Origin of the sequence: Geobacter sp. AOG2 (assembly GCF_019972295.1) — a bacterium.
Lineage (GTDB): Bacteria > Desulfobacterota > Desulfuromonadia > Geobacterales > Pseudopelobacteraceae > Oryzomonas.
This window is the reverse complement of record NZ_BLJA01000001.1, coordinates 971,066-991,279: the sequence shown is the minus strand read 5'-3', so window position 1 is coordinate 991,279 and position 20,214 is coordinate 971,066. Positions and strand designations below refer to the sequence as shown.

Below are 20,214 nucleotides of genomic sequence, written 5' to 3'. Positions count from 1 at the left end.
CTGATTTTAAATTTCAATCAATGCCCGGACAGGCCATAGACCTCGTACAGTTCTTTTCCGTCGGCAGAGACGACTTTCTCGTGGAACGCTGCCGACGGTAACCTGTTCCGGTACAATTTTTCGAAGTTTCGCCCACCCGCCCGGTCCATGCCGGCATCCTTGCCCAACAGCACCACGCAGGTGTTTACCCCTTTGAACATCCTCTGATAAAGAAACTCGGCGCCTGACGGGTCATCCGGGTCCACCCTCTTCAGGATGCCCGATCCTTCCACGTATTTGCCCCTGCCCGCCGGAGGCGCCAGGGAGAATAGCTGGGTCTGCACCCCCCAGTCGGCGCAGACCACGAGATCGGGCCCGGCCTGTTCCAGCAAATCCGAAAGCCGGTAAATCGCCGGGTCCCATGCAGCGGTAAAATGCCTCTTTTCACGGAATGCGGCACTATATTCGGTATCGGCATAGAGTTGGGCCCCAACCCCCGCCAGATACGCCAACAGGCATCCCATACCGCCAAGGGCAAGGTATCTTGCGGGCAAGAGCCGCCGCAGCGGGCGCACCCCGGCAAAAAGGACGAGGTAGTGAAGCGGGTAGAGCATCATCACGTGGTGAGGTCCGCCCCCCTGTTTCGTAATGACTATTTCGGCAAAAATGATGGCGAACACAAGGGCAAAGAACCACATGGCCTTGTCTTCGGCCCTGTTCTCCCCCCGCGCGGACGGGCCGAACCCGGACCATAGGGAGGCGAGCAATGCGGCCGCGACGGGGAAAACGAGAAAATTCGCAAAGGTGCGCGGGATTTCAGCGCGGTCCAGGACTGCCGTGAAAGGCCAACTGCCGTTCATGGTGGATAAGAATATTTTCGCGACGTACCGTATCTTGGAGCCGATGCTTTGGGGCGGTATCCCGCTTGGGGTGGAGAGGGTCGGGACGACCAGGGCGAAGACCCCGAAGGTCATGCATGCCAGGAACAGGGCCAGCAGGGCAACGTGGGCCTTACGGTTGCCGGGGAAAGCGGCGAGCAGTTCCTTGCCGTACAACAAGCCCGCCGCTACGAGAAAAGCGCTTGTGAACCAGATGAAGTTCAGCTTGTCGTAGAAGCCTAGTAGCAGGGCAAGGACCAGGAGACCGGCAAACAGGGTGCGGCGTGTCGCCAGGAATTCGAAAAAAAAGTAGAGTGCCGCCATCTTGAACAGGAGCATGAGGGCGACCGGGCCGAAATCGAGCCTGACGTTGTAGATGAAGGCGGGGTCCGTCGCGACCAGCCCTGCCAGCAGAAGCGCCCCAAGCCCGCCGAAGAGACGTTTTCCCAAGAGGAAGCAGAAGACGATCGTCGCCGAGGAAAGCATGATGACGGGGAGGCGGATGGTCTGCGGCGAAACCCCGAAATAGTGGAATACCGGATAGTAGAAGAAGGACTTTAAAGCGCCGATGTACCCCATGATCATCACCGGGACGCCAAGGACGACTTTATGGATGAAGGTGCCGCTGGTGCCTCCGGTGGCGGCATTGACAAAAATGCACTCGTCATAGTAGAGCCCCGGCATATCGAGCTGCGCCGTGGCCATGAAGAAAAAAACGCCCAGGAAGACCGCCAGCGCAACGAGCGGCACATATCTGTTTTTCAGGATATCGGTCATTCCCCTCGCACCGTACCGCGGGCCTTTGCACCCCACCCGTACATTACCCTATGTTGCGTAATTCCGTACTGCACGCTTATTCCCGGACGACCCGGCATCAGTGCGCCATCCCGTCTGAGAGCGGTATTCGGAAAAGATGCGTGATCTGGACATGGTAGTACCGGGCCGGCGGCGATGCCGGGCCAAGGGCAGATTTCCCGCCGGGACACGCCGGTTATTTCGGAGAGGAGCGGGAGAGAGCGGCGGGATTCAGGTGATTTTTCGCTACGGTTCATGGAAGGGACAGTAGCGAAAAAAGGGGGGGTCTGGCAAGCAAAAAGCGTTCATTTTGTGAACGCTTTTCAGGAAAAACGCATCAGCCCCGAATCGCACCGGAGGCCAGGGCACCCAGAAACCAGGAGTAGGTCTCCCGCAAACCGTCCTCAAGCGCGGTGCGGTGCCGCCAGCCAAACGAATGGAGCCGGGACACGTCGCAGAGCTTGCGCGGCGTGCCGTCGGGCTTGCCGGCATCGAAAACGAGTTCCCCCTCGAACCCGACCACCTTTTTCACCAGCAGGGCCAGGTCGCGGATGGTCAACTCCTCGCCGCTGCCGATATTGATCAGCGCCGGGGCCGCCGGGTCCTCCAGCAGCCTGCCATACTCCGCGTCCGGCAGGTTGATCAGGTGCAGGCAGCCGTCCGCCAGGTCGTCCACATGGAGGAATTCCCGCAGGGGCGTGCCGCTGCCCCAGACCGTGACGGTGGCGGCGGCGCTTTGCCGGGCATCGTGGAATTTGCGGATCAGGGCCGGCAGGACGTGGGACGAGGTCAGGTCGAAGTTGTCGTTGGGGCCGTAGAGGTTGGTCGGCATGGCCGCCAGGTAGCGGGTGCCGTACTGGCGGTTGAAGGAGCGGCACAGGGTAATGCCGGCGATCTTGGCCACGGCGTAGGCGTCGTTGGTCGGCTCCAGGGGGCCGGTCAGGAGGTATTCCTCCTTCAGCGGCTGGGGGGCCAGCTTGGGATAGATGCAGGTGCTGCCCAGGAACAGCAGGCGCTTTACGCCGACATTCCACGAGGCATGCACGATGTTGTTCTGGATCATCAGGTTGTCGTAGATGAACTGAGCCGGCAGGGTGCTGTTGGCAACGATCCCGCCCACCTTGGCGGCGGCCAGGACCACGTACTCCGGGCGTTCCTCACGAAAGAAGGCATGAACCGCGGCCTGATTGCACAGATCCAGTTCCTCCCGGGAACGGAGCACCAGATTGTCATAACCTGCGCCGCGCAGGCCGCGCACGATGGCCGAGCCGACCATGCCGCCGTGCCCGGCCACATATATCTTGTCCTGCTGGTTCATTCGGCACTGCTCCTGGTTATTTCAGATATCCAAACTTCTTCATCCGGTAACGGAAGGCGTCGATGCCCAGGCTGAGCTTCTTGGCAGCCTTGGACTGGTTCCACTCCGTGCTGTCGAGGGCCTGGCGGATGAGTTCCTTTTCCACCTCCTCGATATCGATCCCCTCGGCCGGGAGCCGGAACGTGGCCAGCGGGGGGCCGCTCTGGGGAGAGGTCTTCGCCACGATCTCCAGCGGCAGGTGTTCCAGCATGAGGGTATCTTCGTTACCCAGGATAATGGCCCGTTCGATGACGTTTTTCAATTCACGCACATTGCCCGGCCAACCGTAATCGGCCAGGATGCGCTCGGCCATGCCGGCTATGCCCTGGACCTTCTTGTTGAAGTCCTTGTTGTAGACGTCGATGAAATGGTTGGCCAGGGGGATGATGTCTTCCTTCCGCTCCCGCAGGGGGGACAGATGGATGGGGATGACCTGCAACCGGTAATAGAGGTCGTTGCGAAAGGATTTTTCCTCGATGGACTTTTGCAGGTCCTTGTTGGTGGCGGAGATGATGCGCACATCGACGGTGAAGACCCTGCCGCCGCCGATGCGGCGGAACGAGCGGTCTTCCAGGAAACGGAGCAACTTGGCCTGCATCCCCATCTCCATGTCGCCGATCTCGTCCAGGAACACGGTGCCGCCGTCGGCCAGCTCGAACAGGCCTTTCTTGGTGTTCTTGGCGTCGGTGAAGGCCCCTTTTTCATGGCCGAACAGTTCGCTTTCCAGAAGCGTTGCCGGTACCGCGGCGCAGTTGATGGCGATGAACGGTTTTTCGGCGCGGTTGGAGCTGTAGTGGATCCATTTGGCCACCAGTTCCTTGCCGGTCCCTGATTCGCCCTGCACCAGCACCGTAGAGGCCTCGCTCTTGGCGACCTTGTCCAGCACCTCCATCAGGAGCTTTATCTGCCTGCTATCGCCGATGATGTTGGGCGGGACCGATTTCTTCGTTTCGGAGCGGAGACGGGCCACCTCGCGTTTGAGATCGGTGGTTTCCAGCGCCTTTTTGATGATTATGGAGAGTTCGTCGAGATTGAACGGTTTGCTGATGTAGTCATGGGCTCCCAGGCGCATGGCGTTGACCGCCGTTTCGAGCCCGCCGTGGGCGGTCACCATGATGACCACGATCTCTTCATCGTATTCCTTGATCTTTTCCAGCACCTCGATGCCGTTGATGCCCGGCATCTGGATGTCGAGCAGCACCAGATCGGGCTGTTCCTCACGGGCCAGGCGCAACGCATCCTCGCCGTCGCCGGCGGTAACGACCTCATAGCCCTGTTTCTTAAGATTTTGTTCCAGCGACCAGCGGATCAGGTGTTCGTCGTCAACGACCAGAATCTTGTTACGCTTCATGCTCACTCCTTGACTCATCGATGTCATGAACGCTGCAGGCCGGCAGCTCTATGGTGAATACGGTACCCCGCGGGGTATTGTTCGAAACGGTAAAAAAACCGTTGTGAAGATTGATCAGCTTGTAGCAGATCGGCAACCCCAGGCCGGTGCCCTGTGCCTTGGTGGTAAAAAAGGGCGTGAAGATCTTTTCCTGTATCTGGGAAGGGATGCCGGGGCCGGTGTCGGCCACGTCTATCCGCACATGATCTCGTCCCTGGCGCGTGGTCAGGCCGGTGCTGATGGTCAGCGTGCCTCCGTCGCTCATGGCCTGGAAGGCGTTCAGGATGAGGTTGAGGAAGACCTGCTGCATCTGCTTGCCGTCGGCATACACGGTGGGAAGGTTCGGGGCGAACTCCAGCTTTCGCTCGATATGCATCACCCCGCGATGCTGGGAAGCGAACTTGAGGGTCTTCTCGATAACATCCCCGATGTCGATGCAGGCCAGTTCAGGGACCGACGGTTTGCCGAAAAAGAGCAGATCGTTGACCGTCTTGTCCAGACGCTGCACCTGTTGCAGCACCTCCTTGAGAATGCCGCTGCGCGGGTCGTCGGCATCGAGGTCGTCCTTGATGATGCTCACTGCGGCGGAGATGCCCGCCAACGGATTCTTGATCTCGTGAGCGATGCCCGCCGCCATTTCACCTATGGAAGCCAAGCGGTCCGCACGCTCCAATTGCTGAAAATGATACTGCTCCAACTCTTTTTTGGCGACGTCGAGCCGGTCCACCATGGAATTGAAACTATCGACCAGCTTGCCGATCTCATCGGTGCCGCGATAATCGATGCGCACACTCAGGTCGCCGTTTTCAACACGCGACATGTTGGCGGTCATGCTGTCCAGAGGCTTTTTGACGAATTTGAAAAGTATCAGAGAGATAGTGACCGACAGGAAAAAGGTGATGGCGACCGATGAGGCGATAAAGATGCGCGACGCCTCCAGCATCTGCATCTTGGTCCGGTAGAGCGAATAGTCGACATTGAGGATGCCGATGACCTTGGCCTTGCTGCCGTGGCAGGCATGGCAGGCCGCTTCATTGTAAATCGGCTTGACCATCGACAGCACCTCCCCGTAGGGGGGAAGGTCGAAGATGCCGTAATGCTTGGGATTAAGGTACAGCCGGTAGTCATCCGTGCCGACCACCTTGCCGACCTCGGCCGGGTTGGATGAGCGCAGGATCACGCCATGGGGATGGAAGATGCGCACGCCGACCAGTTGGTTGTGTTGCCCGACCATGGCCAGGATGGAACTCACGTCCTGAACATTTCCCAGGTGCATGGTGTTGTAAATACTGTTTTCAACGGTATGGAGCAGCAGTTCGGTGCTCTCGCGGGCCGTCTCGATCAACTGGGACTGCTGCTGCCGGACGTTGAAGAAGGTATAGATAAAGATGCCACCCACGAGCAGGACGATCGTTGTGGCGATAATGCGGGTTGTCAGGCTCTTGAACACTAATGATATCCCTGTGCGCTCTTAGCGCGCCCTAGTTGCAGTCGTTCCTGCCGATGCCGGAGGACCGTACTTGAACTCATATTCGAGGTAAGCCCCAGGAACCAGGACTATTTTTCATTTGCACCGAAAAAAGACAGGATGACATCATCAAGGTTGACCGCCTCTTTTGCCGGGTTGTCGCGACCGGCCGGCTGCTGCCCGGCGGTGGTGTCCTGCCGCTGCTGCGCCGGTGGCGCAAACAGGAGCGAGGTATCAGCGGTGGCGGATGACCGGGGTTGGGAAGCAGGCGGCGTTGGAGAAATTCCGGCGCCGCGCTCCGCCGCGGGAATCGAAGGCTTCACCCCGCCGGACTCCGTCGGCACGGACGGCGCTTGAAAAGCGCGCTGATCGAACTCTCCCGACTTGAGGCGCCGCATCATCTGCTTGTGCTGGTCCTTCATCAGCTCTTCCACCACGGATTCAAGGTTCTCGATCTTGAGGATGTCGGCATAACTGGTCTTTTTGGAGGCGAGAATGACCCCTCCCCGGTAGAGCAGGGTAATTATGTGGGGGTTGGCGACACCACTGTCCTCGGTTTGAACGTGGAACACCTCTCCCTTGTACATGACGTTATGATTGAATCCCAAGACCATGAGCAAATCCGTACGCGAAATAACGTAGCAAAAGCGACGTTAACACAAAACCCCAAATGACTGCAATATGTTAAATACTCGATTTAAATGAGGTCTCGCCGCTAAACCGCCGGAACGGATCACCCCTCCGCCCCCAGCAGTTGCTTGATCCTGGCGACCGCCTCCATGGCGTCGCGGGCATAAAGGTCGGCACCGATCCGGTCGGCGTATTCCTGGGTGACCACCGCCCCCCCCACCATGGTGAAGGTTTTTATCCCGGCGGTCTTGAGCCGTTTAATCACATTGCCCATTTCGGACATGGTGGTGGTCATCAGGGCCGAGAGCCCCACTGCGTCGACGGCATGTTCCTTTGCCTTGGCGATAATGGTGGCGGCAGAGACGTTCTTGCCGATGTCGAAGACCTCGAAGCCGTGATTTTCCAGCAAGGTGCAGACGATGTTTTTACCGATGTCGTGGATGTCCCCCTCGACGGTGGCCATGAGGATGCGGCCGCGACTCTCGAACGCCTGCCCTTTCATCTCCTCTTTCAGGCGGGCGAAACCGGCCTGCATGGTGTCGGCGGACTGCATGACCTGGGGCAGAAAGAAGATATTCTTCTCAAAACGCCGTCCCACCTCCTCCAGGCCGGGCAAAAACCCCTCGTTGCTGACCTGCATCGGGGCCAACCCCTCACGCAAGGCCTCTTCCACCAGCGGGACGATGCCGTCCCGGTCGCCATCGATGACCGCCCGCGCAAGCCGTTCGCGAATGGAAAGCGGGATATCGGACGCAACGGCCTGAGCCGCCGCGGGGACCTGTTCGCCGCGATAAGCCTCGATGTAGGCCGCCGCCTGGTGATCGCGGTTCAGAAGCACCATGGCCGAGCGCCAGGCATCCATCATGGCCCGGTCCTTGGGATTGATGATGGCGGCATCCAGCCCGGCCTCCATGGCCATGGCGAAGAATGCCGACGAAATCAGCGGACGCTGGGGCAGTCCGAAAGAGATGTTGCTGACCCCCAGTACCGTGGAAAGCCCCAATTTCTGTTTGACCAGCCGGATGGCCCGCAAGGTCTCGGCGGCCCGTTTCTGCTCGGCACTGACCGTCAGGGTCAGACAGTCGATGATGATGTCGGCGTCAGGGATACCGTGCCGCCGGGCGGCGTTGCGGATACGGCGGGCGATGGCCAGCCGTCCCTCGGCGGTATCGGGGATGCCCTTCTTGTCCAGGGCCAGGCCGATCACGGCGGCTCCGTATTTTTTGGCCAGGGGCAGCACGCGACGCAGACTCTTGGCCTCGCCGGAAACCGAGTTGATCAGGACCTTGCCGTCGGCGGCCTTGAGCCCCCGCTCCAGAGCGGCCGGGCTGGAGGAATCCAGCACCAGGGGTACGGCGGCCGCCGCTGCGGCGCAGAACACGGCCCGTTCCATGGCGGCCGGTTCGTCGATACCCGGCGCTCCCACATTCACGTCCAAAAGGGTCGCTCCGGCCGCAACCTGCTCCATGGCCTCCCGGCGGATATAGGCCACCTTGCCTTCCTGGAGTTCCTGGGAGTAGAGCTTTTTCCCGGTGGGATTGATGCGCTCGCCGATGATGGCGGTCTTGGTGCCTCCCCCCACCACCGTCCAGCCTGAACGGCTGGAGAGGAGCGTGGCGCCGGTCGTTTCCGGGTGGGGCCTCCAGGGCTCCTGCATCGTACCGAGCGCCGCCTTCATGGCGCGGATATGGGCAGGGGTGGTGCCGCAGCAGCCGCCGATCACCCGCACTCCCAGCCCGATCATCCGTTCGTGATAGGCGGTCATCTCCTCCGGCGTACCGGGAAAGACGGTTGCCCCGTCGATGAGTTGCGGCAAGCCGGCGTTTGCCTGGGAGATCAGCGGCAGGCGGGTCGCCGTGCGCATCTTGCAGAGGATATCGTAGATGCCGTCCACCCCCAGCCCGCAGTTGGAACCGATGATGTCGGCCCCGGCGGCGGCCAGGGTGATGGCGGCCGACTCGGGCGGCGTACCCAGCACCGAACGGCCGTTATCGTCAAAGGTCAGCATGGCGATGACCGGGATGGTCGCGGAAACCTCGCGGATGGCGATCAGGGCCGCGCGGCACTCCTTGATATCCAGAAACGTCTCCAGAGTGATCAGGTCGGCTCCGGCATCGATCAACGCCGCCGCCTGTTCGCGGAAAGCGTCCTTCATCCCGTCGAAGGGGATCTCGCCCACAGGCTCCACGAACTGGCCGGTGGGACCGATGGAAGCACCCACATACGCCAGGCCTTTGGCCTCCTTGCGCGCGATCTCCACGGCGCGGGCGTTGATCTCGGCCAGCCGTCCCTCAAGGCCGTAATGGGCCAGTTTGAAACGGCTGCCGCCGAAGGTGTTGGTGACGATGATGTCGGCTCCGGCCGCAACATAATCGCGGTGCACCGATGCCACCACCTCCGGCATGGTCAGGTTGAGTTCCTCCGGAGACTGCCCCGGCTTCAACCCCCGTTCCTGGAGCATGGTGCCCATGGCTCCGTCGAGAATAAGCACCTTTTCCTGTATCGCTTCGAGAAATGGCTTCATGGCGTTTCCTTTTTCGGTAGGGATGGCGCGGCGGCCGGAGTTTGTCCGGCGGCTTGTTCCAGGGAATAATCGGGCTCCAGGGGTTCGGACAGGTCCAGATGGCCCAGCACGGCGGAACCATTTCCCTCGATCGTGAGCTTCACCCGGCGGACCTGGGGGTAATTGACGCAAATCGTATCGACGAGGGAATACACCGCCAACATTTCAGCCGAGCTGCCCGACGGCAGGTCCGCCGCAAAACTCCGGTTCAGATCGACGACGGCCGTGGCCCCTTCCAGGCGGACACTGTTCAGCACCGTGCTTTCCGGCAGGGCTTCGTCATAGTCTCCCAGCGGGCCGCTCAAAAGCGCGTCCAGCGTATTCCTGATGCACGCCCCGGTTTCATTGCACGGTTCCAGTTCGCGGGCCTCGCGCGCCAACCGGCTACCGTCGGCCACAAAAAACAGCACCGCCGTACGGGTTCCCGAAGGCTGACTGATCTGCGGGGCCGGTGGAATCTTGTGGCTGGCTTGATATTTTTGCCAGAGCATCCCGCCGAACACCAGGGCAATTACCAGAAACGGCAGAACCAGACCTATATTGATGCGTTTGCGCCGAATCGGTGGCATTTTTCAGCACTCCTCCCCGTCTTTGTCAAGGTCAACCTGATACACATCCCCCAGTCGCCCCCCCAGGAAACGGTTCCCCACCCGGATAAAACCGGCCGGGATGTCGCTGACGTAGTAGTGATGGTTCCCCTTCTCCGTCGCCGGGCGCAGGAGATGCTTGTCGGCCAGAATGGCGGCCACGGTCCGGGCCGTTTCTTCAGCCGAATCCACCAGGGTTACGTCCGGCCCCATGATCTCGGCGATGAGCGGTTTGAGGAGGGGATAGTGGGTGCAGCCCAACACCAGGGTATCGATTCCGGCCTCTTTCAGTTCCAGCAGGTAGCTCTCCGCCGTGAGGCGCGCCACCTGGTTGTCGACCCACCCCTCCTCCGCCAGGGGGACGAACAACGGGCAGGCGCGGGTCAACACCTCCGCATCCGGTTTGAGCCGTTTGATGGCACGGGTATAGGCGCTGCTCCTGATGGTGCCGGACGTGCCGATCACCCCCACGCGCCCGCTGCGGGTCACTTCAACCGCGCGGCGCGCCCCCGGCTCGATCACCCCGACGACCGGGAGGGGAAATTGCCGCTTCAGCCCGGGAAGCGCCACGGCCGAGACGGTGTTGCAGGCAACGACCAAGAGCTTGATGTCCCGCCGCATGAGAAACGAGGTAATCTCGTGGGCGTAGCGGGACACGGTTTCGGGCGACTTGGTGCCATAAGGCACCCGAGCCGTGTCGCCGAAGTAGATGGTATCTTCCTGGGGAAGGGTCCGGGTGATCTCCCGCAGCACCGTCAACCCTCCCACCCCCGAATCAAATATGCCGATGGCCTGCCAAGACACGCCTCTTATCCCTCCCGGTGCTCTCCTGGAATTCTCCTAAACTCTGGAGAATTTGGAATTATATACTCCTTTGATCTACAGAGGCAAGCCATTTGACGGAGAAGCGCAAACGCCGGAATATCTTCCGGAGCTTGTTCGCACATAACTTTGGCCAGGTATCGCGCCCGGACCCAGGCCGGATTTTCCTGGTCTGATTGAGCAGAACCACAGGCGTAGCAGGGCTGCGTCGAGGAGTGTGCGCTTGAGGGGCAGGGACGGACGCCCCGAAGACGGGATGCGATGCCGCAAAGCCTTATTTGCGAACAAGTTCCTCATTGTCCTTGACAAATCAGGAACCACTTATTACCTTGAAATCAAGAATTAGCACTCCAGGATGTTGAGTGCTATTTTTTTGAGGTTTTGCCATGGATGTGGAACTGTCGATAAGAAGCAGACAGATACTCGAAGCGATCGTCGAGGATTACATCGCCACCGCCGAGCCGGTCGGGAGCGGTTCCGTGGCGCGCCGGCACGCCCTGCCCCTCTCGCCGGCCACCATCAGGAACGTCATGGCCAATCTGGAGGAAATGGGGCTTTTGACCTCACCCCATACCTCGGCCGGCCGGGTACCTACCGAAAAGGCCTACCGGCTCTACGTCGATTCCCTCGTGGCGTTGCGGCAGGTAAGCCGCGATGAAAAAAAACTGATCATACGCCGTTGTCGCGAGGCCGGATCGGGGCTGTTGGGAATCCTCAAGGAAACCAGCCGGACCCTGTCGTCGCTTTCCAATTATATGGGTCTCGTGGTGGCGCCCAGCTTTACCGCGGATGTGTTCCGCCACATCGAATTCATCCGTATCGGCAGCCACAAGGTGCTGGCGATCCTGGTCTCCAGCAATGGAACGGTGCAGAACCGCCTGGTGGAGACCGACACGGAACTCCCCCAGGCCGACCTGGTCACCATGGGCAATTATCTGAATGAGCTTATGCAGGGGCTCACCATCTCCCAGGCGCGTCACCGCATCCTGGAAGAGATGAGCACCGAAAAGGTACGGTACGACAGCCTCATGCTGCGCGCCCTGCGCCTGAGTGAACAGGCGGTTTCCGTCGAGGGGGACGAGGTATTCGTCGAGGGGCAGGCCCGGATCCTCGACCAGCCCGAGTTCAATGATGTGGGGCGCATGAAGGATATCTTCCGCGCCTTCGAACAGAAGGGGCTGCTGTTGAAGCTGCTGGAACGCTGCATGTCGGCTGACGGGGTACAGATCTATATCGGTTCCGAATCGCCCTTGAGCCAGTCGGCCGGCGTCAGCCTGATCACCTCCCGTTTTGTCACCAGCAGCAATACGGTCGGGCTGCTGGGGGTGATCGGCCCCACCCGCATGGGTTACTCCAGCGTCATCCCCATCGTGGATTACACCGCACGCCTGGTGAGCCGGTTGCTCACGGAGACTTGAGCGGAAACTTATAGGGAAAAGGATTACAAGCTACCATGAAAGCGCACGATACTGTTGAGCCGAAGAATGCCGAACAAACTTCCCGCGATGGCGGCACTGCCGACCAGGCCGCTGCCGGGGCGCTTGAAGTCGAGCCCCTGACGATCGAGGAGCAACTTGCCGCCAAGGAAAAAGAGGCGCGGGAAAACTGGGACCGCTTTCTGCGGGAACGCGCCGACCTGGAAAACTTCCGCAAACGCGCCAACCGGGAAAAAGAGGAGTTGCTCAATTACGGCTACAAGTCGCTGATCGAAGAGATTCTGCCGGTGCTGGACAACCTGGAGCGGGCGCTGAAACACGCCTCCGATGACGGGCTGCCCGCCTTGGTGGAGGGGATACGCATGACCCACGTCATGCTGCTCACGTCGCTTCGAAAATTCAACGTGACCCCGGTCGAAGCTGTCGGCGCCCCCTTTGACCCGGCCTTTCACCAGGCCATGGCCCAGGTGCCGACCGACGAGCATCCTCCCAACACGGTTGTGGAGGAATACCAGAAGGGCTACCTGCTGAAGGACCGCCTGCTGCGCCCGGCCATGGTGTCGGTTTCGACCTCCCCGAAGAACGGAGAGGCCTGAAGCGAAGAGGGCAAAACGGGATAACGTCTCCGGCAATGCCTGGCCCGTTGCGCTCCATACGTCGCCGTCCACTTTATTTTTGCCGCACCCTTGTTTTTTTCCAAAGCAATGACTAGCTTGATCAATACAGAAGATATGCAAAGGAGGATTATCCATCATGAGTAAAGTAATCGGAATAGACTTGGGAACCACCAACTCCTGCGTCGCAATCATGGAAGGTGGCGAACCGGTCGTTATCGCCAATTCCGAAGGGAGCCGCACGACTCCCTCGATGGTGGCTTTTGCCGACAACGGTGAGCGCCTCGTGGGACAGCAGGCCAAACGCCAGGCCGTCACCAACCCGGAGAACACCCTCTACTCCATCAAACGTCTGATCGGCCGCAAGTTTGAAACGGATGCGGTCAAAAAAGACATTGCAATTTCGCCTTTCAAGATCGTCAGGGCAGATAACGGCGACGCCTGGGTCGAGGTACGCGACAAACGCTATTCTCCTCCCGAGATCTCGGCCATCGTGCTGCAAAAGATGAAGAAGACCGCCGAGGATTACCTGGGCGAAACCGTCACCGACGCCGTCATCACCGTGCCGGCCTATTTCGACGACTCCCAGCGCCAGGCCACCAAGGACGCCGGCAAGATCGCCGGCCTGAACGTCCTGCGCATCATCAACGAGCCGACCGCTGCCGCCCTGGCCTACGGCCTGGACAAGAAAAAGGACGAGAAGATCGCGGTCTTCGACCTGGGCGGCGGTACGTTCGATATTTCGATCCTTGAACTGGGCGACGGAGTCTTCGAGGTCAAGTCCACCAACGGCGACACGTTCCTGGGAGGCGAGGATTTCGACCAGCTGGTGATCGACTGGATCGCCGACGAATTCAAGAAGGATCAGGGCATTGACCTGCGCGGCGACAAGATGGCCCTCCAGCGCCTGAAGGAAGCGGCCGAGAAGGCCAAGTGCGAGCTTTCCTCCTCCGTGGAGACCGACATCAACCTCCCCTTCATCACCGCCGACGCCTCCGGTCCCAAACACCTGACGCTGAAGCTTTCCCGCGCCAAGCTGGAATCGATCTGCGCCCAGTTGCTGGCCAAACTGGACGGCCCCTGCCGCACGGCCCTCAAGGATGCCGGTCTCTCCCCCAGCGAGATCGACGAGGTCATCCTGGTGGGTGGTATGACCCGCATGCCGGCCGTACAGAAACGGGTCGAGGACATCTTCGGCAAGACCCCCAACAAGGGCGTCAACCCGGACGAGGTGGTGGCCATCGGGGCGGGCATCCAGGGCGGCGTGCTGAAGGGCGACGTCAAGGACGTGCTGCTTTTGGACGTTACCCCGCTCTCCCTCGGTATCGAAACCCTGGGTAGCGTCATGACCAAGCTGATCGAAAAGAACACCACCATACCGTGCCGCAAGAGCCAGGTGTTCTCCACCGCCGCCGACAACCAGCCGGCCGTGTCCATCCATGTCCTGCAGGGTGAACGCGAGATGGCGCGCGACAACAAGACCCTCGGCAACTTCGAGCTGACCGGCCTTCCGCCGGCCCCCCGCGGCGTGCCCCAGATCGAGGTCACCTTCGACATCGACGCCAACGGCATCGTCCACGTCTCGGCCAAGGACCTGGGCACCGGCAAGGAGCAATCCATTCGCATTACCGCGTCCTCGGGTCTTTCAAAGGAAGAGATCGACAAGATGGTGCGCGACGCCGAAGCCCACGCGGAAGAGGACCACAAGAAACGCGAGGCCATCGAAGCCCGCAACCACGCCGACAGCATGGTCTACAGCACCGAGAAATCGCTCAAGGAGTTCGGCGACAAGATCGACGCCGTTGAAAAAGGGAATATCGAGAACAAGATCGCCGAACTGAAGAAGGTCATGGAAGGCGACGACGCCGAAGCGATCAAAAAAGCCACCGACGAGTTGGCCCAATCGGCCCACAAACTGGCCGAGGCCATGTACGCCAAGACCCAGGAGGCCGGAGGCGAGGGTGAGGCCGCCGGTGCCGATCAATCCGGCGCCTCGAAGCACAAGGACGAAAAGGTCGTCGACGCCGATTTCGAAGAGGTCAAGGACGAGAAGAAATAAACCTGAAAACGGCAGTCAGGCCACAGAGCCACGGAGACGCAGAGGATACCACATGATTTTACCTACCTCTGTGACTCTGTGGCTCTGTGGCAAATGCTTTTTCCGGGATACATAAGGACACTATTTTGGCAAACGGCGAAAAACGCGATTACTACGAGGTACTGGAGATCCACCGCAACGCCTCCGAGACCGAGATCAAGAAGGCCTTCCGCAAGATGGCCATCCAGTATCATCCCGACAAGAACCCGGATGACAAGGCGGCCGAGGAGAAGTTCAAAGAGGTGACCGAGGCCTACGAAGTGCTTTCCGACGCGCAGAAGCGGGCCCAGTACGATCAGTTCGGCCATGCCGGCGTCTCGGGGGCCGGTTTCGGCGGGGGCGGTTTCGGTGGATTCGGGGCCGGGACTCCCTTCGGCGACATCTTCAGCGACATCTTCGGCGATATCTTCGGCGGCGGTGGGGGTGGACGCGGACGTGCCCAGGGCCGGCGCGGAGACGACCTGCTCTACAACATGGAGATCAGCTTCGAAGAAGCCGCCTTCGGCGTCGAGAAGAAGATCGAGGTGCCTTTTGCCAAACGATGCGGGACCTGCAACGGTTCCGGCTCGAAGCCGGGTACCGAGCCGAAGGTTTGTCCCACCTGCCGCGGGGCGGGGCAGGTCCGGTATCAGCAGGGTTTTTTCAGTGTCAGCAAGACCTGCGGCCAGTGCAACGGTGAGGGCAAGGTGGTGGACAACCCCTGCCCGGACTGCCGCGGCAAGGGAAGCGTCAAGGATACCAAGACCCTTTCGGTCAAGGTGCCCGGCGGCGTGGAAACCGGGTCGCGCCTCAAAATGACCGGTGAAGGGGGACAGGGCAAAGGGGGTCCCAACGGTGACCTCTATGTGGCCATCAGCGTCACGGAACACGCCATCTTCCAACGTGAAGACAACAACGTCATCTGCGAGATCCCCATCAGCTTCATCCAGGCCTCCCTGGGATGCGAGCTGGAAGTGCCGACCCTGGACGGCAAGGTGGCCATGAAGATCCCGGACGGTACCCAGTCGGGCAAGGTCTATCGCCTGCGGGGCAAGGGCATCCCTTCGCTGCAGGGCTATGGCCGGGGCGACCAGTTGGTGATCATCAGGGTGGAAACCCCCACCAATCTCAACAAAAAACAGAAGGAACTGTTGGAGGAGTTCGCCAAGATCAGCGGCGAGGAAGTTCACCCCTTGAAAAAAGGGTTCCTGGACAAGGTGATGGATATCCTGAGCTGACGGCTGCTCCGCCACCCATGTAAGGATACGGGATGCCTGCGTCAAATTGACTTGCCGGGCATCCCGTTTTGCATTACTATTCCACAAAATCGAGTCTATACCTGTCGGAAGCGGAGCACATTCATGGATAAAGAGCAGCTTGCGGAAAAAGCGACCGAGGCGCTGCGTCCCTTTGAAACCGCAAACCTGATGAATACGATTCAGAATCTCACCCTGAAGCAGATATTCACCCACCCGGCGTTTCTGATCATTGTCACGGCAGTGTTTTTCTTCGGGGTCGTCAAACGCTCCAAGACCGTGCTTCTGACGCTGTTCACCCTGCTCGGCCTTATTGTCATCGCGCGTTTCGCCATGCCGGCGCCGGGCGAGGAATTATCCATGAAATCCATGCTGCCGTTCATAGGCGGCGGGTTGGTTATCGGCGGCGTGATCATCTACTTCTCGCTCATCAAATCGGACTGAATCCAGAAAAAGGAATGTTTATTCATGAAAATCGACAAGCGCGACTGGCTGTTCATCGGACTCATCGTTGTGGTTCTGGGCATATTTTTCGCCATCTCCGGCAAAGAGAAGACCAAGTTCGTCCCTCTGGACGACAAGCATAAGCCGTTTTACGAAACCTTCGCCAAGACCGGCAGCAAAAAAGAAGCGGAAAAGGGGTGCGAAAGCTGCCACAACGAACAGGGGGTGCCCTTTCCTCCCAATCACCCCCCCAAAAACCGCTGCCTGCTTTGCCACAAACTGCAGCGCAAATAGACCGGCAGGCAGCCTCCCTATCGGGATGCTGCCTGTTTTTTAATCTCACTCGACTCTTTTTCTTCATCCCCCTGGCCCGCTGGCGGCTGGCGCAACCATAAAATATCGTATAATCAGCCAGTTTAATAAAGCCTCCTTCTTGGCCCTGATTTTGCTACAATATTCACCAAGCCGCACACACCACCTGTAAAGAGACGAGTGCGTTATGGCAGCCATCTCCTCCGACACATCCCATAAACCCCGCATCTCCTACCACGAATTCTATACCGATGGCTTCACCCCCCGTGAACACTACCGGCCGCTCTGGGAGCACATCCAGTCGGTCGGCCAGAACGCCTTTGAGGCCAAGGTCCACGAATCGCAGCTGGCATTGCATGCCGAGGGGGTCACCTTTACGGTCTACGGGGATTCGGACGAGGGGATCGAGCGCATTTGGCCCTTCGACCTGATCCCGCGCATCATCCCGGCCAGCGAGTGGAGCATCATCGAGGCGGGCCTCAAGCAGCGGGTCCGCGCCTTGAACCTGTTCCTCAAGGATATTTACCATGACCAGCGCATCCTCAAGGACGGCGTCGTACCGGCCGAACTGATCTACCAGGGCAAGGATTTCCGCCGGGAGATCATGGGTATCGACCCGCCCCACGACATCTACACGCACATCAGCGGCATCGACATCATCAGGGACGAGGACGGGAAGTACCTGGTGCTGGAGGACAACCTGCGCACGCCCTCAGGTGTATCCTACATGATCGAGAACCGGGTCATCGAGCGTCGCATCCTCCCGGAATTCTTTGCAAAATACCGGGTACGCCGGGTCGAGCACTACCCGGCCCTGCTGCTGGAGGCGCTACGGGCCGTATCGCCGCGCGGCAAAGGCCAGGCCGAGATCGTCGTGCTGACGCCGGGCATCTACAATTCGGCCTATTTCGAGCACACCTTCCTGGCCAAGGAGATGGGGGTGGAGTTGGCCGAGGGGCGCGATCTGGTGGCCAAGGACGACGTGGTCTACCTGAAAACCACCACCGGCCTGCAACGGGTCGATGTCATCTACCGCAGGGTGGACGACGATTTTCTCGACCCGCTCGTATTCCGGTCCGATTCCACGCTGGGGGTGGCCGGGATCATCAATGCCTGGCGGGCCGGCAACATCGCCATCGTCAATGCCCCCGGCAACGGCATCGCCGACGACAAGGCGGTCTACCCCTATGTCCCCGACATCATCAGGTATTACCTGTCGGAGGCCCCCATCCTGCACAACGTCCCTACCTACCAGATGACCAACCCCGAGGAGCGGGCCTATGTCCTGGACAATCTGGAACGCATGGTGGTCAAGGCGGTCAGCGAGTCGGGCGGCTACGGCATGTTGATGGGACCGGCTTCAACAGCGGCCCTGCGCAAGGAGTTCGCCGTCAAGATTCAGGAGGACCCCCGCAACTACATCGCCCAACCGGTGGTGCAGCTCTCGCGCCACATCTGCTACATGGACGGCGAGCTGGAGGCGCGCCACCTGGACCTGCGGCCGTTCACCATTTACGGCGACGATATCAACGTGGTCCCCGGAGGCTTGACGCGCGTCGCCCTGACCAAGGGATCGCTGGTGGTCAACTCGTCCCAGGGAGGCGGCAGCAAGGACACCTGGGTCCTGGCCGAATAAGGAAACACATACTGACAGGCTGTCGAAAAATCAAGGTTGTTCAAAAATAGTCAGATCGTCGCACCCGCACGAAAGGGCTTTCGAGGACAAAGGCCTGATGGCTGTTTTTCAACAACCTCCCGTAATCACAGAGGACACACCATGCTGAGCCGCATAGCCGATTCTATCTACTGGATGTCCCGCTATCTTGAGCGGGCCGGCGATACCGCCCGCCTGATGGAGATCAACCTGCTCTATCTGCTGGAGGCCGAGGAGGACATGTCCGAAGGGGACAAGTGGCGGCCCTTGCTCAGCATAACCTCGGCGGAGACGGCTTTCAGCGGGCTGTACGGAGAGGGGCAGATCACCCAGGGGCGGGTGTTGCAGTTCATGACCGCCGAGAAGAGTAACGGCAACTCCATCCGCACCTGCCTGCGCCTGGCGCGGGAAAACGCGCGCATTGCCCGCGACCGCATCTCGCGGGAGATGTGGGAAGCCATCAACGAACTCTGGCTGAACGTTGACCAGCAGTTGAAAACGCCGCTGCACCCCCTGCGGGCCGGCCAGTTTTTCTCCATTGTGCGTAGCGAGGTCGCCCGTTTCCACGGCCTGACCACCACCACCATGATGCGGGGCGAGGCCTTCGGCTTCTATCGCCTGGGCACCTTCCTGGAGCAGGCCGACATGACCGCCCGCATCCTGGACGTGAAGTACCACCTGCTGCTGCCGGACCTGAATCTGGTCGGGTCGGCCCTGGATTACTATCAGTGGGCGGCCCTTCTCAAGTCCCTCTCCGGGTACGAGGCGTTCCGCCGCAAGTATCACGCCGGGTTCCGTCCCATGGACGTCGTTGAATTCACCATCTTCGAGCAGGAGTTCCCCCGCTCCCTGGCCTATACGGTCAAACGCATGCGCCGGGCGCTGGTCGATACCGGCATCACCGGCAAGCAACGCTCTCCGGCGGCCATGGAGCAGCTTGAGAGCATGTTGGCCGGCAACTCGGCGGAACGGATCTTTTCCACCGGCCTGCATGAATTCCTGGAAAAGTTCCTGGTTGCCATCGCCGCCCTCAACCAGGCGGCCCAGGCCGATTTCCTCGATACCCACATGGAAGAGCCGTAATATGCGCTACCTCATAGAACACGAAACCGTTTTGGAGTACCCGGAACCGGTGCGCGAGCATCACATCGAACTGCGCCTCACGCCGCGTGAGGATTCGCACCAGAAGCTGATCGGCATGGAGATCGAGACCGAACCGGCTGCCGGGCTGCGCAACTACCGCGACTATTTCGGCAACCATGTCACCGCCTTCAACGTCATCCCGCCCCACCGGCGCCTGGTAACCCGCATGCGCGCCCAGGTCGAAAACATACTGGAAAACCCCTTCGATTTCCTGCCGGTGCCCCAAAGCGACGAACGGGAGTGGCTGAGGGATTTGTTGCGCACCACCCCCGCACTGTACGATTATATCCTGAGCCGCAGCCCGGCCACCCCGCACCTGGGGCATCTGGACCAGCACCTGGCGTTCCCCCGCCACGAACCCGGCTGCCAGATCATCGAATCGGTGCAGCAGGCCATGGAGTGGATCGGGACGGTACTGCACTACCAAGCGGGCGTGACCAATGTCCATTCCACCCTGGCCCAGGCCCTCAACGCCGGGGCCGGTGTCTGCCAGGATTTTGCCCACCTGTTGATCGCCATCGTCCGGTCATGGAAAATTCCCGCCCGATATGTTATGGGATACCTGGCATCCCGGGATGAGGGGGGGGAACCGTTTTCACCCGCCACCCACGCCTGGGCCGAGGTGATCATCCCCGGCCGGGGCTGGACCGGTTTCGACGCCACCCAGCGGATCCTTACCAACGACCAGTTCATCCCCGTGGCCGTGGGGCGCGATTACCTGGACGCCGCTCCCCAGCGGGGCAGTTTCAAAGGTGATGCCGCAGGCGACGAACCGGTGATACGGCTGTCCATTTCTCAACAATAACCCT

The 20,214-nt window shown here is 60.2% G+C and carries 17 protein-coding genes; 9 read left to right on the top strand and 8 right to left on the bottom strand.

Going from position 1 to position 20,214, the window contains the following annotated elements; translation table 11 throughout:
* Positions 1-17: 17 nt before the first annotated feature.
* The 8 genes from LDN12_RS04570 to murI form a co-directional block, all read right to left on the bottom strand.
* On the bottom strand, positions 18-1,634 hold the full coding sequence (locus LDN12_RS04570) for a glycosyltransferase family 39 protein (protein ID WP_223921504.1): 1,617 nt from the start codon (positions 1,632-1,634) through the stop codon (positions 18-20).
* A gap of 355 nt (positions 1,635-1,989) precedes the next feature.
* Entirely contained in the window at positions 1,990-2,970 is a 981-nt protein-coding gene (locus tag LDN12_RS04565; protein WP_223921503.1) for a GDP-L-fucose synthase, read from the bottom strand.
* Between the two features lie 16 nt (positions 2,971-2,986).
* Positions 2,987-4,360: a sigma-54 dependent transcriptional regulator gene (locus LDN12_RS04560; RefSeq protein WP_223921502.1), complete on the bottom strand. Its 1,374-nt coding sequence runs from the start codon at positions 4,358-4,360 to the stop codon at positions 2,987-2,989.
* Positions 4,350-5,849 carry a HAMP domain-containing sensor histidine kinase gene (locus tag LDN12_RS04555; RefSeq protein WP_223921501.1) on the bottom strand — a complete coding sequence of 500 codons (1,500 nt, stop codon included), beginning with the start codon at positions 5,847-5,849 and terminating at the stop codon, positions 4,350-4,352. Before LDN12_RS04555 ends, LDN12_RS04560 begins: the two co-directional genes overlap by 11 nt.
* 107 nt (positions 5,850-5,956) lie before the next feature.
* A complete protein-coding gene (locus LDN12_RS04550) occupies positions 5,957-6,481 on the bottom strand; it encodes a hypothetical protein (protein ID WP_223921500.1) in 525 nt (174 codons plus the stop codon).
* Between the two features lie 119 nt (positions 6,482-6,600).
* The gene (locus LDN12_RS04545) at positions 6,601-9,021 is read right to left on the bottom strand and encodes a homocysteine S-methyltransferase family protein (RefSeq protein WP_223921499.1); all 2,421 of its coding nucleotides are present in this window, start codon (positions 9,019-9,021) and stop codon (positions 6,601-6,603) included.
* Entirely contained in the window at positions 9,018-9,629 is a 612-nt protein-coding gene (locus tag LDN12_RS04540) for a GerMN domain-containing protein (RefSeq protein ID WP_223921498.1), read from the bottom strand. Before LDN12_RS04540 ends, LDN12_RS04545 begins: the two co-directional genes overlap by 4 nt.
* A 3-nt stretch (positions 9,630-9,632) precedes the next feature.
* A complete protein-coding gene (gene murI, locus LDN12_RS04535; protein ID WP_223921497.1) occupies positions 9,633-10,451 on the bottom strand; it encodes a glutamate racemase in 819 nt (272 codons plus the stop codon).
* A 404-nt stretch (positions 10,452-10,855) separates the two neighbouring features.
* Here murI and hrcA point away from each other — a divergent pair, with 404 nt between their 5' ends.
* From hrcA to LDN12_RS04490, 9 genes are all read left to right on the top strand, one after another.
* Positions 10,856-11,887 carry a heat-inducible transcriptional repressor HrcA gene (gene hrcA / locus LDN12_RS04530; RefSeq protein ID WP_223921496.1) on the top strand — a complete coding sequence of 344 codons (1,032 nt, stop codon included), beginning with the start codon at positions 10,856-10,858 and terminating at the stop codon, positions 11,885-11,887.
* A gap of 35 nt (positions 11,888-11,922) precedes the next feature.
* A complete protein-coding gene (gene grpE / locus LDN12_RS04525; protein WP_223921495.1) occupies positions 11,923-12,501 on the top strand; it encodes a nucleotide exchange factor GrpE in 579 nt (192 codons plus the stop codon).
* Between the two features lie 157 nt (positions 12,502-12,658).
* On the top strand, positions 12,659-14,578 hold the full coding sequence (gene dnaK / locus LDN12_RS04520) for a molecular chaperone DnaK (RefSeq protein ID WP_223921494.1): 1,920 nt from the start codon (positions 12,659-12,661) through the stop codon (positions 14,576-14,578).
* A 125-nt stretch (positions 14,579-14,703) separates the two neighbouring features.
* Entirely contained in the window at positions 14,704-15,834 is a 1,131-nt protein-coding gene (dnaJ, locus tag LDN12_RS04515) for a molecular chaperone DnaJ (RefSeq protein ID WP_223921493.1), read from the top strand.
* Between the two features lie 123 nt (positions 15,835-15,957).
* Positions 15,958-16,296, top strand: coding sequence for a hypothetical protein (locus LDN12_RS04510; RefSeq protein ID WP_223921492.1), 339 nt, complete (start codon positions 15,958-15,960; stop codon positions 16,294-16,296).
* 24 nt (positions 16,297-16,320) lie between these two features.
* Entirely contained in the window at positions 16,321-16,590 is a 270-nt protein-coding gene (locus LDN12_RS04505) for a cytochrome C (RefSeq protein ID WP_223921491.1), read from the top strand.
* Positions 16,591-16,795: 205 nt separating this feature from the next.
* The gene (locus LDN12_RS04500; protein ID WP_223921490.1) at positions 16,796-18,244 is read left to right on the top strand and encodes a circularly permuted type 2 ATP-grasp protein; all 1,449 of its coding nucleotides are present in this window, start codon (positions 16,796-16,798) and stop codon (positions 18,242-18,244) included.
* A gap of 141 nt (positions 18,245-18,385) precedes the next feature.
* Entirely contained in the window at positions 18,386-19,345 is a 960-nt protein-coding gene (locus LDN12_RS04495; protein ID WP_223921489.1) for an alpha-E domain-containing protein, read from the top strand.
* Position 19,346: 1 nt separating this feature from the next.
* Positions 19,347-20,210 carry a transglutaminase family protein gene (locus LDN12_RS04490; protein WP_223921488.1) on the top strand — a complete coding sequence of 288 codons (864 nt, stop codon included), beginning with the start codon at positions 19,347-19,349 and terminating at the stop codon, positions 20,208-20,210.
* Positions 20,211-20,214 lie beyond the last annotated feature (4 nt).

What these genes read in the sequence shown, in the direction of transcription:
- grpE (WP_223921495.1), top strand. Translation starts at nt 11,923, where the DNA reads ATGAAAGCGCACGATACTGTTGAGCCGAAGAATGCCGAACAAACTTCC.
- LDN12_RS04500 (WP_223921490.1), top strand. Translation starts at nt 16,796, where the DNA reads ATGGCAGCCATCTCCTCCGACACATCCCATAAACCCCGCATCTCCTAC.
- LDN12_RS04505 (WP_223921491.1), top strand. Translation starts at nt 16,321, where the DNA reads ATGAAAATCGACAAGCGCGACTGGCTGTTCATCGGACTCATCGTTGTG.
- hrcA (WP_223921496.1), top strand. Translation starts at nt 10,856, where the DNA reads ATGGATGTGGAACTGTCGATAAGAAGCAGACAGATACTCGAAGCGATC.
- LDN12_RS04540 (WP_223921498.1), bottom strand. Translation starts at nt 9,629, where the DNA reads ATGCCACCGATTCGGCGCAAACGCATCAATATAGGTCTGGTTCTGCCG.
- LDN12_RS04510 (WP_223921492.1), top strand. Translation starts at nt 15,958, where the DNA reads ATGGATAAAGAGCAGCTTGCGGAAAAAGCGACCGAGGCGCTGCGTCCC.
- LDN12_RS04495 (WP_223921489.1), top strand. Translation starts at nt 18,386, where the DNA reads ATGCTGAGCCGCATAGCCGATTCTATCTACTGGATGTCCCGCTATCTT.
- dnaK (WP_223921494.1), top strand. Translation starts at nt 12,659, where the DNA reads ATGAGTAAAGTAATCGGAATAGACTTGGGAACCACCAACTCCTGCGTC.
- LDN12_RS04545 (WP_223921499.1), bottom strand. Translation starts at nt 9,021, where the DNA reads ATGAAGCCATTTCTCGAAGCGATACAGGAAAAGGTGCTTATTCTCGAC.
- LDN12_RS04565 (WP_223921503.1), bottom strand. Translation starts at nt 2,970, where the DNA reads ATGAACCAGCAGGACAAGATATATGTGGCCGGGCACGGCGGCATGGTC.
- LDN12_RS04550 (WP_223921500.1), bottom strand. Translation starts at nt 6,481, where the DNA reads ATGGTCTTGGGATTCAATCATAACGTCATGTACAAGGGAGAGGTGTTC.
- LDN12_RS04570 (WP_223921504.1), bottom strand. Translation starts at nt 1,634, where the DNA reads ATGACCGATATCCTGAAAAACAGATATGTGCCGCTCGTTGCGCTGGCG.
- LDN12_RS04490 (WP_223921488.1), top strand. Translation starts at nt 19,347, where the DNA reads ATGCGCTACCTCATAGAACACGAAACCGTTTTGGAGTACCCGGAACCG.
- LDN12_RS04560 (WP_223921502.1), bottom strand. Translation starts at nt 4,360, where the DNA reads ATGAAGCGTAACAAGATTCTGGTCGTTGACGACGAACACCTGATCCGC.